Annotated in this window: 11 protein-coding genes; 6 read left to right on the top strand and 5 right to left on the bottom strand. The window is 70.6% G+C overall.

From position 1 onward, the window contains the following. Positions 1-183 precede the first annotated feature (183 nt). On the bottom strand, positions 184-915 hold the full coding sequence (locus AW274_RS21415; RefSeq protein ID WP_062435429.1) for an endonuclease/exonuclease/phosphatase family protein: 732 nt from the start codon (positions 913-915) through the stop codon (positions 184-186). Between the two features lie 271 nt (positions 916-1186). Here AW274_RS21415 and AW274_RS21410 point away from each other — a divergent pair, with 271 nt between their 5' ends. From AW274_RS21410 to AW274_RS21400, 3 genes are all read left to right on the top strand, one after another. Then, positions 1187-1822: a GntR family transcriptional regulator gene (locus tag AW274_RS21410; RefSeq protein WP_198169346.1), complete on the top strand. Its 636-nt coding sequence runs from the start codon at positions 1187-1189 to the stop codon at positions 1820-1822. Between the two features lie 120 nt (positions 1823-1942). Beyond that, positions 1943-2602, top strand: coding sequence for a cysteine hydrolase family protein (locus AW274_RS21405; RefSeq protein WP_062435426.1), 660 nt, complete (start codon positions 1943-1945; stop codon positions 2600-2602). A 1-nt stretch (position 2603) separates the two neighbouring features. Then, positions 2604-4160, top strand: a complete 1557-nt coding sequence (locus AW274_RS21400) for a hypothetical protein (RefSeq protein WP_062435424.1) — start codon at positions 2604-2606, stop codon at positions 4158-4160. A 59-nt stretch (positions 4161-4219) separates the two neighbouring features. Here the strand turns inward: AW274_RS21400 and AW274_RS21395 are convergent, their stop codons facing one another. Next, positions 4220-5026 (bottom strand): DUF1206 domain-containing protein, encoded by an 807-nt coding sequence (locus AW274_RS21395; protein WP_062435422.1) that lies wholly within the window; start codon positions 5024-5026, stop codon positions 4220-4222. Positions 5027-5152: 126 nt separating this feature from the next. Here AW274_RS21395 and AW274_RS43155 point away from each other — a divergent pair, with 126 nt between their 5' ends. Next, on the top strand, positions 5153-6373 hold the full coding sequence (locus AW274_RS43155) for a CHAP domain-containing protein (protein ID WP_439648779.1): 1221 nt from the start codon (positions 5153-5155) through the stop codon (positions 6371-6373). 237 nt (positions 6374-6610) lie between these two features. Continuing rightward, a complete protein-coding gene (locus AW274_RS21385; protein WP_062435419.1) occupies positions 6611-6826 on the top strand; it encodes a hypothetical protein in 216 nt (71 codons plus the stop codon). A 48-nt stretch (positions 6827-6874) separates the two neighbouring features. Here AW274_RS21385 and AW274_RS21380 read toward each other — a convergent pair whose 3' ends face one another. Next, complete coding sequence (locus tag AW274_RS21380) at positions 6875-7765, bottom strand: SDR family oxidoreductase (RefSeq protein WP_062435415.1); 891 nt, start codon at positions 7763-7765, stop codon at positions 6875-6877. A 67-nt stretch (positions 7766-7832) separates the two neighbouring features. On the opposite strand from AW274_RS21380, the gene AW274_RS21375 reads away from it, so the two are divergent. Further along, positions 7833-8498, top strand: a complete 666-nt coding sequence (locus AW274_RS21375; protein ID WP_062435412.1) for a TetR/AcrR family transcriptional regulator — start codon at positions 7833-7835, stop codon at positions 8496-8498. Here the strand turns inward: AW274_RS21375 and AW274_RS21370 are convergent. Next, positions 8495-9484, bottom strand: coding sequence for a S1 family peptidase (locus tag AW274_RS21370; protein WP_232320268.1), 990 nt, complete (start codon positions 9482-9484; stop codon positions 8495-8497). The genes AW274_RS21375 and AW274_RS21370 overlap by 4 nt on opposite strands. 106 nt (positions 9485-9590) lie before the next feature. Continuing rightward, positions 9591-11825 carry an accessory Sec system translocase SecA2 gene (gene secA2 / locus AW274_RS21365; RefSeq protein ID WP_062435406.1) on the bottom strand — a complete coding sequence of 745 codons (2235 nt, stop codon included), beginning with the start codon at positions 11823-11825 and terminating at the stop codon, positions 9591-9593. Positions 11826-11840: the final 15 nt, after the last annotated feature.

The raw sequence follows: 11840 nt of genomic DNA, 5'->3' as shown, positions 1-11840 counted from the left end.
GTGGTCGTGGCAGTGGCCGGGACCACAGGCGGCCTCGGCGCCGCAGTCGAGCTCGTGCTCGTGGTCGGCGTCCTCGTGGTCGTGATGCGGGTGGTCGTTCATCGATGTCCCCTCCGTCTGAACGATGATGGTTACGGAGAGTTATCGACGGTTCGCACCTCGATCAAACGTCTGAGCAAGTATTCACATGTCCTGGGCGCGGGCCGACCCCCGGAGTACGCGGTGGTCGGACAACCAGGGGCGCCAGCCGCCGCCGCTCGCCGTGAAGTGGGAGAAGTGGCCGCTCAGCAGGATGTAGTCGATCTTCAGGTCCTGTTCGGGGAAGGTCACCCGGGCCCTGGGGTCGATCTCGTGGAGGCGGCGGTAGAGGTTGCGGATCGGCAGGGTGCCGGGGCTGAGGTTGAGGTCGCCGCCGATGACGAGCGGGCCGGTCCAGCCCCGGACGACCGCGTCGATGTAGTTGACGTGCATCTCCCGGTTGTGGCCCTTGTAGTCGACGTGTGTGGTGCACAGGCGGGTCGGCCGGTGGGCGAGGACGGCGTCCACGCACAGCAGGGCGCGGGGTTCGTCGCGGTGCGGGTTCGGCAGTGCCCAGACCGCGCGGGCGAACGCCGGGCCTTTCACGAACACCGCGATGCCGAAACGGCGGTCGCCCCAATTCCGGCGGCATGACCTGTTCTTGCGCACGGTCACCACGTATTCGGCGTGGTACCGGCCGGAAAGCCGGTTGCGGAGGGCGTCGAACTGCCGGCCGCACAGTTCCTGGAGGAAGAAGGCGTCGGCGTCCTTGGTCTCGCGCAGCAGGGACGACGTCCACGACCGCAGCGAGAAACCGTTCTCGCACAGGCCGCCGCAGACGTTGAAGGTGAGGAATCTGAGCGGGTCGCCGATGGGCTCCAGATCCGGCGTGGTCACGGCCGCCGGATCCGGTGCCGGTGCGGGTGCCGGCGTGGGCGCGGGAATCGGCGCGGGCGCGGGCGCCGAGGGCGCGGGTGGCGGTGCCGGTGTGGCCGCGGGTGCCGACGCTGGAGTCGACAAAAGCCCCATTATGGTAATTACTCGTGTTATCACGCTTTACCTCCCCCAAAGGCACTTCTAATGGTACAGAAGTGCCTTTTTGGGCTGGTGGGAAGGTCTGCCCGGAGAAGCGCATGATCTGCCAGAGTTGGGGTCTGAGGAGGTGGGCGTGCTCGAAGCGACCAGCCTCGTCGAGCTGTCGATGAACCAGCTCCGCGAGGACATCCTGAGTGGTGCGCTCCAGCCGGGGGAGCGCCTGATCGAGGAGCAGCTCACGCGGCGCTTCGGCATCAGCCGGGCGCCGCTGCGCGAGGCGCTGCGCCTGCTCGACGAGCAGGGGCTCGTGGAGCACCTGCCCCGGCGCGGGGTCCGGGTGGCGCAGTTGTCCGAACGCGACGTCGACGAGCTGTTCGGGCTGCGCGACGTGCTCGAACAGTACGCCGTCGCGCTCTCCACCCCCCTGGCCGAGGGCACCCACGTGGGCGAGCTCGAAGACGCGCTGCACGCCATGGACGTCGCCGCCCGCAAGGGCGACCTCCGCGAGGAGAACGACGCCCACTGCCGGTTCCACATCGCGATGGTCGCGCTGGCCGGGCAGCGTCAGCTGCTGCTCGCCTACCGGCCCGTCATCCGCAAGCTCCAGCTCTACATGGCCGCCAACCTGCGGCGCGAGGTCGAGCACGTCGGCGACCCGGGCGACGGGGTGCGCCGGCACCGCAAGCTGCTCGACGCCGTCGTGAGCCAGGACGCGCCGACCGTGCTGGCCGCCCTCGCCTCCCACGGCGCCCGGACGTATATCGGGTAACCGGCCGTTAACGCGGCGCGGCGGCAGCGGATACATATTCTGTCGACAATCGACGAATGGACCGTCCGGCCGGTCTGGCGTCGGGGGACGTACCGGCCCTGGAATCACCAAGGAGCCGGCGTGCCCACTGTCGACGCGTCCCCCTATTCGTTCACGTTCGATCCCGAGTCAACCGCGCTGCTCGTCATCGACATGCAGCGCGACTTCGTCGAGCCCGGCGGTTTCGGAGAGACCCTCGGGAACGACGTCGGCAAGTTGCGGAAGGTCATCCCGCCGCTGGTCCGGCTGCTGGGCGCGGCCCGCGCGGCGGGGCTGCTGGTCGTCCACACGCGGGAGGGCCATCTGCCCGACCTGTCCGACTGCCCGCCCGCGAAGCGCAACCGCGGCGCGCCGTCGATGCGCATCGGGGATCCCGGCCCGAAGGGCCGGATCCTGATCAGGGGTGAGTACGGTCACGACATCGTCGACGACCTCAAGCCCCTCGGCGACGAGCCGGTGATCGACAAACCCGGCAAGGGTTCGTTCTACGCCACGAACCTCGGCGAGCTGCTCGCCGGCCACGGCGTGACCTCGCTGATCGTGACCGGCGTCACGACCGAGGTCTGCGTGCACACGACCGTGCGGGAGGCCAACGACCGGGGCTTCGAGTGCCTCGTCGTGTCCGACTGCGTCGGGTCGTACTTCGACGAGTTCCAGGAAGCGGGACTCGCCATGATCGCCGCGCAGGGCGGCATTTTCGGCTGGGTCACGCCCTCCGACAAGCTCATCGAGGTGATGTGAGATGACGTCCACCACAGAGCCGGTGAAGGTGCCCCGGTGGGTGCCCGGCGACACCAACGCCTTCTTCGGCCTGGGCTTCAACGTCCTGGTCAACGTGCTGACCCTGACGGCCCTGTGCGTCGGCGTGGTGCACATCTCCGAGGGCGACGTGTACGGCGTGATCCTCCCGGCCCTCGGCATCCAGCTGCTGATCGGCAACGTCTACTACACCTACCTGGCCAGACGGCTGGCGAAGAAGGAGAACCGCCTCGACGTCTGCGCGATGCCCTACGGTCCGTCGGTCCCGCACATGTTCATCGTCGTGTTCGTGATCATGCTGCCGACGTACCTCGCGACCAAGGACCCGATCGCCGCCTGGCAGGCCGGGCTCGCCTGGTGCTTCATCATCGGCCTGATCGTGCTGCTGGGCGCGTTCATCGGCCCGGTGATCAGGAAGTACACCCCGCAGGCGGCCATGCTCGGCACCCTGGCCGGCATCTCGATCGCGTTCATCTCGATGCGCCCGGCCGCGCAGATGTGGGAGGCGCTCTGGATCGCGCTGCCGGTGCTGGTCATCATCCTGGTCGGCTTCTTCACCGACCTGAAGCTGCCCGGGAACATCCCGATCGGGCTGGCGGCGCTGCTCGTCGGCTCGGCCATCGGCTGGATCGGCGGCTACATGGAGCCCGCGGCCGTCGGCGCGGCGGTCAGCGACATCGCGGTCGGGTTGCCGACGCTCAAACTCGACCTGCTGGTCAACGGGCTGAGCGAGGTCGCGCCGCTGCTGGCGACGGCCATCCCGCTGGGCATCTACAACTTCACCGAGGGCATGGCCAACGTCGAGTCGGCCGCCGTCGCCGGTGACACGTACAACCTGCGGGCGGTCCTGATCGCCGACGGCGCCGGCGCGGTGGTCGGCTCGGCCCTGGGCTCGCCGTTCCCGCCCGCCGTCTACATCGGCCACCCGGGCTGGAAGGCGGCCGGCGGCCGCACGGCCTACTCGATGGCCAGCGGCGTCGTGATCGCGCTGTTCTGCTTCCTCGGCCTGTTCAGCGTTTTGGCGACGCTGCTGCCGACCCCGGCGATCGTGCCGATCCTGCTCTACATCGGCCTGCTGATCGGCGCCCAGGCGTTCCAGGAGGTGCCGCGTGTCCACGCGGTCGCCGTGGTGATGGCGATCATCCCGAACATCGCGTCCTGGGCCGCCACCCAGATGAACAACGTCATCGCCGCCTCCGGCGTGGCGGTGACGCCCGACCAGATCGCGGCGGCCGGGACGGTCTACCACGGCACGGTGCTGCTGGGCGGCGGCGCGATCCTGGCGGGCCTGGTGCTGGGCGCGGTCGTCGCGTTCATCATCGACCGCAACTTCTACTGGGCGGCCGGGTACGCGCTGTTCGGCGCGCTGTTGTCGTTCATCGGGCTGGTGCACGCGGAGAAGGTCGGCTGGAACGTCGGCGGCCAGATCGCGCTGGGCTACGTCTTCGCCGCGGTGGTCCTGGCGGGCTTCGGGCTCTGGCGTGGACGCACCCCCGAGGCGGTCCCCGAGGCCAAGGAGGAGACCGCCGTCGAGGTCTGACACAAGCGAAAGGGGCCTCCCGCCGGCCGGTCGGGAGGCCCCTTTCTCCGCGCCCTGGATCAGGTGCGGTGCCAGCGGCTCTCGGCGAAGCAGTAGGCGGCGAACAGGATCAGGCCGATCGCCACGGCCGCGAGGAGCCAGGGGCCCATCGGGGTGTCCGAGAGGGACTTCAGGGCGTCGTCGATGCCGGCCGCCTTGTCGGGGTCGTAGGTGATCGCGGCCTGGCCGACCAGCACGCCGGCCGCGATGGCGACGATGCCGCGGGCGATGTAGCCGGCCTTGCCGAGGCGGACCACCGTCGTGCGGGCCTTCGGCTCGGTCACGTGCATGTCGCGCATGAACTTCTCGGTCCAGCCCTCGTGGATCCAGTAGACGCCGAGGGCGATGATGCCGAGCGCGAACAGGCCGACCAGGAACTGGCCGCCGGGCAGTTCGAACAGGGCGCGGGTGGCGTCCTGCGACTGCGAGTCGGTGCTGGTCGCCTCCTTGCCCTTGAGCAGGAGGCTGGTGATGGAGAACACCAGGGCGGCGTACACCACGGCTCGGGCGACCGACTCGACGCGGGCGCGCATCTTCGGGTCGCCCCAGATCGCCTCGCCGACCTGCCAGATCGCCAGGCCTGCCAGGCCGACGGCCATGATCCAGAGCAGCACGGAGCCGAAGGGCTGTGCCGCCACCATGTGGATCGCGCCTGACTTGTCGGCTTCTTCCCCGCTGGACCCGCCGAAGGCGATCTGTAGCGCGACCAGTCCGATCAGCGCGTAGAGGACGCCGCGGGCGGCGAATCCGACCTTCGCCAGCCTGTCGAGCAGCGGGTGCTGTACGGCCCTGCGGGCGGCGCCGCCGACCGTCTCCGTGGTCGTCATGGGAGGTCCCTTCGTTGAGGCTGGACCCCCTCTTCCTTCCAGGACGATCAGTAAACCAACGGCAAAGTTTTGTCGTGTTCTCTTACGGTCTGTCGTAAATGGGGCCTAATGTCCGGTTACTTCGATGTGACCAAAGGAGATTCCCCCATTTCCCCCATCACAGACTCGCTGCTCGCCGCGGCCCGGCAGGAACTGGGCTACCGCGCGCAGGAGGGTACGCAGAGCAAGTACGGCGCCTGGTATAGCGAGGGCAAAGACCCCGCCCTCGCCTCCGCCCCCTGGTGCGACACGTTCGTCTCGTACGCCGGCCAGTCGGCCGGGGTGCTGAAGCAGGTCGGCAGCTTCGCCGCCTCCACCGACCACGCCGAGTGGTTCAAGTCCAAGAGCGCCTGGACCTCGGAGCCCCAGCCCGGCGCGATCGCCTTCCTCAAGCACCACGGCCAGGTCGGCGTCGTCGAGAAGACCGCCGACGGCAAAGTCACCACGATCGAGGCCCTCAACGGCTCGGTCCAGCGGGTGACCCGGTCCACGTCCGATTTCTCCGGGTATGGCGTGCCGGACCTGGTGGTCCATCCCGTGTACGAAGGCTCGACCACCGCGTCCTACTTCTGGGACGACGGTTCGGGCCGCAACGGAGACACCGGCGCCCCCGCGTCGGGCAAGCCCATGCAGAAAGGACTGGCGGCCAGTCCGAGCTGGCCCATGGGCACCGAAGGTTACGTCATGCACGACGGCAGGAAGGCCCCCTTCTTCGTCGGCGACCGAGGGCCGGGCTCGCCGTCGAGCAACGGCGTCATGCTCGACCTCGACGGCAAGACCTTCGCCGAGCTCACCGGCGGCACCTGGAACGACGGCAGCCTGACCGTCGAGGGCAACGGCGGCGCCGGCCACATCGACATCGACTACGTCATCACCAAGTGGGGCGACGGCCTCGGCAAGAAGGGCGCGCCTGAGCCGTTCGCGTCGGGCGCGTACAACTCCCGCAGCGGCACCGACGAGGCCCCGCCCGTCACGTTCAAGCAGTCGGACGTCCAGGACGTCAACTGCATGCCCGACGAGGCGCCCATCGCGGCGCAGCCGGTCGCCCCCCAGAAGGCGGTCCCTCATGCGGTCGCCCCGCAGAAGGCCGTCCCCGAGAAGAAGGCCGTCGCCTCGCCGGCGGCGAAGCCGAAGACCATCGCCATCCCGTCGGCGAGCCACGTGGCCGCCGACACCACGACCCCGCGGCCGGAGACGCCCGTGCCGGTCCTCGCCTCCGGGCTGGTGGCCTGCGCGCTGGTCGCGGTCGGTCTGCGTTTCCTGATCGTCCAGGCCAGGAAGGGCAGGCACGAGAAGACCGGGGCATAAGGAAGAAGCGGGCCCCGAACGGCGATCCGCGCCCCGTCTCCCAGGGGGCGCGGATCGTCTCGCGTTCCGGCGCTGAATTCGCGGTGAATTTCGAGCTGCTCGAATCGCTTCGGCGATTTGCCTATTTCTGCCAATGGCGCGTTCCAGCGTCTCGGCGGCCTTGCGTGCGGGTGATCTCCGGTTGAGGATGACCGGTGTAGCGGCAATTCCCCGCGGAGCCACAGGAAAGGCAACACCATGAAAGTTCTGAAAAGGGCGTTCGTCGGTCTCGCCATCGCCGGAGCGGTTTTCTCCATGTCAGGAACCGCCCACGCGGAAAGCAAGTTCTACGGCGGTTACCCCGACTCGGGTAACTGCAATTACTGGCGGTCCGCCGTGAAGGCGGCCGGGTGGAATGTGTCGTCGTGCACCTACTCGACCCCGAACAAGTGGCACTTCACCGCGTGGCGGTAAATACCCCTGAACGATAAAGGGCCCGGCCGGTGAACGGCCGGGCCCTTTTCACGCGACCACTCCGGTGAGCCTTTCCGAGACGAGCCAGAGCCGTTCGGCGTCGCCTTCGCGCAGCGCCTTTCCCGGCACCCGGGCCGCCTTCGCCGGGCCGGTCAGCTCGCCGAAGCCGCCCGGCCCGTAGTAGCCGCCGCCGGTGGCGTCGGGGCTCGTCGCGGCGTACCAGGCGGGCAGGATCCCGCCGTCGACCTCCTGCCACATGCCGGGGATGCGGTAACTCACCGCGTTGACCACGCCCACCAGCCGGGTGCGCAGCCCCGAGGCCCCGTGGGTGGGCCCGGTGACCTGCAGGTTGGTCTTGGTCGCGCCGGGATGGGCGGCGTTGCTCAGCACCCCCCAGCCGTTGCGGCGCGAGCGGCGGTCGAGCTCCTGCGCGAACATCAGGTTGGCGAGCTTCGAGGTGCCGTAGGCGATGCGGGGCGTGTAGTTCCGGGTGCTCTGCAGGTCGTCGAAGTCGAGCCGCCCCCACCGGTTGGTCAGGCTGCTCATCGTCGTCACCCGCCCGCCGCGCAGCAGCGGCAGGAGCGGCAGGGTCAGCGCGAAGTGGCCCAGGTAGTTGGCGCCGAACTGCAGCTCGAAGCCGTCCTTCGTCTCGTCGCGGACCGGCGGGGTCATGATGCCCGCGTTGTTGACGAGCCGGTCGACCGGCCGCCCCTCGGCCAGCAGCCGCCCGGCCAGCGCCGCGACCGACCCCAGGTCGGCCAGGTCGACGAGCTCGACCCGCACCTTCGCCCGGGGGAACTCGTCTGTGATCCGGCCGGCCGCCGCGCGGCCCCTGTCGCCGTTCCTGACGGCCATGACGACCTCGGCGCCCTCGCGGACGAAGCGCCGGGCCAGGCCGTATCCGATGCCGGAGTTGGCTCCGGTGATGACTGCGTACATGCCGACCAGATTAAGAGACCGCCGGTCTGTTAGCAAGAGACCGGCGGTCTGCTATAAAGTCGATCAGGTGGACTTCCAGCGGGCGCGCAAGCCGGAACAGGTGGAGGCGCGCCGCGCCGCGATCCTCGGCGTCGCCCGCGACCTGCTGCGCGAGCGCCCCCTGGCCGAGATCAGCCTCAACGAGCTGAGCGCGACGGTCGGGCTGGCCAAGTCCAACGTGCTGCGCTACTTCGGCAGCCGGGAGGTGATCTTCCTGGAGGTGCTCGACGAGACCTGGCGCGCCTGGCTCGACCGCCTCGTCCTCGACCCGGGGGAGCCGGGCGGCGGCTACGTCCAGGAGGAGCGTGTCGCCGCCCAGGTCGCCGAGGCGGTCGTCGCCGACCCGGGCCTGTGCGAGCTGGTCGCCGCGATGGCCTCGGTGCTCGAACGCAACATGCCGCTCGACTACGCCCGCGAGTTCAAACGCCGGGCGAGCGCCAACACCGACCGCCTCGCGCTGGCGGTCGGCGCCGCGTTGCCCCATCTGGCCAAGCCGCAGGTCGGCCACTTCGCGGGGGCCGTCTTCGTCGTCACCGCCGGGTTGTGGCCCTACGCGACCCCATCGGAGACCGTGGCCCGGGTGTCGGCCGAGATGGGCGTGCCCCCGGCCGCCGAGATGTTCGCGGCCGGGCTGCGCGAGGGCCTGGTCAACCAGCTCGTCGGCCTGTCGGCGCGGGCGGGCGCCGGCCGCTAGTCGGGGCAGTGCCGGGCGGAGGGCGCGGAGACGGGCTTGCCGCCGTTCAGGTTCCAGTGGCAGTCCGGCGGGGGCGGCGGGTCGTCCTCCGGGTCGGGGACCGGCGCGGGCGGCAGCGGGCCGGTCGGCGGCGCGACGCAGCGCAGCCGCCAGGGGATGCCGTTCTCGCTCGGCCCGCCGGCGTAGGTCTGGCCCCAGCCCACGTCGGGCACGCCGGTCTCCCCGGCGGGCGTGGTGCAGGGGCCCCAGGCGTACATGACCGACGGCTGCATGGACGCCAGCCACGCCAGGTTCGGCCCCGCCAGCTCCATGAACGCGGTGGGCCTGTTGCAGTCCTCGTGTCCCCAGGACGTCACGCCGACCTGCACGACCCGGCCGCGGGCGTGGTCCCAGACCGCCAGGGGGCCGCCGCTGTCACCCGAGCAGGTCGTCCGGGCCGAGCCGCCCGCGCCGATCATCAGGTGCTCGATCCAGTCGTCGAACCAGTACCAGGGGTTGTAGACGTCGTCCATCGCGTCGTCGCTGAGGATGGGCACGTCGGCGGCCCGGAGCACACCGGAGCCGGCGCCGCTCGGGGCGGTCGCGCCGATGCCCGCGATGGTGGCCGGCACCCCCGGCCGGTAGATCTGCGGGTTCCACGGCGACCCCACCTGGACCGGGGTCACCCCCACGGTCGCCGCCGGGTCGACCGACAGGATCGCCAGGTCGTAGACCCAGGGCTCGTCGGGGTCGAAGCCCGGCATCGCCGAGTAGACGGGCGACGGCGACGATCCGCCGTTGCTGAAGTGGGCGCTCAGCGGCCCGTAGCCGTCGACGCAGTGCTGGGCGGTGAGCACCGCCGTCGGCGAGATCAGGGTGGCGGTGCACCCGTTGGAGAGCCGGACGACGTAGGGGTAGGCCGACCAGGGGGACACCGTCCCGCCGACGATCGACTGTTCCGGCCCGGGGTCGGGCTGGGCCAGGGCCCGGCCCGACATCAGGAGCATCAGCACGCCTGCGGCCACCACGGCCAGCGGGCGGGTCCATCTTCGAGAATGGAACGTCACACCCGTTCGGCGTTCCGCCGGTGTTCCACGGCCGTTCCGGCCGGGGCTAGCCCTTCTTGCGGCCGCGCAGCGCCGAGGACACCCGGCGCAGCACCCGGTCCCAGTCGCTGCCGAACGGGTTCTCCGACACCAGATAGGTCCAGGTCGCCGACGGCCGCTTCATGCCCTGCTCGGCCAGCGGCGCGGACAGGTCGAGGGAGTCGAAGCTCGCCGTCGAGCGCTTCTCGATCTCTTCGAGCAGTTTCCGGTACGCCGGGAGCGCCTCCCGGTTGAACTCGTCGATCGGGCTGAGCCGCCCCAGGGCGCGCAGGTGGATGCCCTCGCGCAGGTCGGCGAAGTAGCCGAGGTGGTCGGTCCAGCAGCGGTCGAGGTGGAACAGCACGATCTGGCGGGCCGCCGTGGCGACGGCCTCCTCCGACGCCTGCTCGACCAGCTCCCGGTAACGCTCGGGACGGGCCTCGCGCAGGGCCTCGGCGCCCGCGTCGCCGTAGAGGATGCGGTCGCGGTGGTCGAGCAGCCGGGTCCGCTGCTCCTCCAGGACGCGGGTGTAGCGCCAGGTGTTGCGGTGGATCTCGGTGTTGACGCCCTCGGCGATGCGCTGGGCGTGGCCGACCAGGTAGGCGGCCTGCTTGTCGCGGATGCGGCCGTCCTTCTCGGCCTTCGGCAGGGTCTCCTCCGGCAGGTAGGCCTTGAGCAGGTCGTCCTCGCCGCTGACGAAGAACACCGACCGGCCGGGGTCGCCCTGGCGGCCCGACCGGCCGCGCAGCTGGTCGTCGAGGCGGCTCGACGGATGGCGGCCGGTGCCGATGACCAGCAGGCCGCCCAGCTCGGCGACCTCGGGGGAGCCGAGGCGGATGTCGGTGCCGCGCCCGGCCATCTGGGTCGACACCGTCAGCGCGCCCAGCTCGCCCGCGCGGGCGATGATGGCCGCCTCCTCGGCGTCGTTCTTGGCGTTCAGCACGACCGGTTCGAGGCCCCGCGAGCGCAGCTCCTTGTCGAGCGACTCCGACTCGGCGACGTCGAGCGTACCGATCAGGATCGGCCGGCCCGTCTTGTGCTGGGCGACGATCTCGTCGGCCAGCGCGATCTCCTTGTCGATCAGCGACGGGTAGATGCGGTCGGGCTCGTCCTCGCGGACGCACGGCCGGTTGGGGGCGATCACCGCGACCTTGAGCTTGTAGAACTCGCGCAGGTTCTCGCCGACCGCGACGGCGGTGCCGGTCATGCCGCAGATCTCGGGGTAGCGCGTCAGCAGGCCCTGGATGGTGATCGAGTCGAGGATCTCGCCGGTGTCGGAGGGGGCCAGCTTCTCCTTGGCCTCCACCGCCGCCTGGAGGCCGTCGGGCCAGCGCTGGAGCTGGGCGACCCGGCCGCGCGAGGGGTTCACGAGCTGGACCCGGCCGTCGCGCACGATGTAGTCGACGTCGCGCACCAGCAGCGCGTGGGCGTGGAGGGCGAGGTTGACCTCGGTGACGGTGCCGGGGTGGTCGTACAGGGAGATGCCCAGGGCGCTCTCGACGGTGTCGGTGCCCTTGGCGGTCAGGAAGACGTTGCGGCCCTCGTCGTCGAGCTCGAAGTGGTAGCCGCGCGACAGGCGGCGGACCAGCGCGGCCATCTCGGGCACCGCCGCGCCCGCGTCGGTGGCCCCGGCCAGCACGAGCGGCACGCGGGCCTCGTCGACGAGCACCGAGTCGGCCTCGTCGACCAGCGCGACCTGCGGCACCGGCTGCACGGTCGCCTCGGGGTCGGTGGCCAGGCGGTCGCGCAGCAGGTCGAAGCCGATCTCGCTGACGTTGGCGTAGGTGATGTCGCAGGCGTAGGCGGCGCGGCGCTCCTCGGGCGTGGACGCCTCGGCGATCCAGCCGGCCGTGAGGTTCATCGCGGTGTAGAAGGGCGCCATCCACTCGGCGTCGCGGCGGGCCAGGTAGTCGTTGACCGAGATGGCGTGCACCGACTTGCCCCGCAGCGCGAATCCCGCGGCCGCGAGCGCGCCCGCGAGGGTCTTGCCCTCACCGGTGGCCATCTCGACGACGTTCCCCGACAACATGGCGAGCGTGCCGACGAGCTGCACGTCGAACGGGCGCTCGCCGAGGGTCCGGTCGGCGACCTCGCGGACCGCCGCGCAGAACTCGGCCGAGCCGACGTTCCCGGCGGCCATCTCGCGCAACTCCTCGATCGAGAGGTCGCGCGCACGGTCGGCGAGTGCCCCGGCGGCGGCGACGGTGCGCTCGAACGGCGCGATGTCGACGCTGCCGGGCTTCTCCAGGAAGCGCCGGATCATCTGGGATATCGAGGC

Source organism: Herbidospora daliensis (genome assembly GCF_001570585.1).
Classification (GTDB): domain Bacteria; phylum Actinomycetota; class Actinomycetes; order Streptosporangiales; family Streptosporangiaceae; genus Herbidospora; species Herbidospora daliensis.
This window is presented reverse-complemented; position numbering and strand designations above follow the sequence as displayed.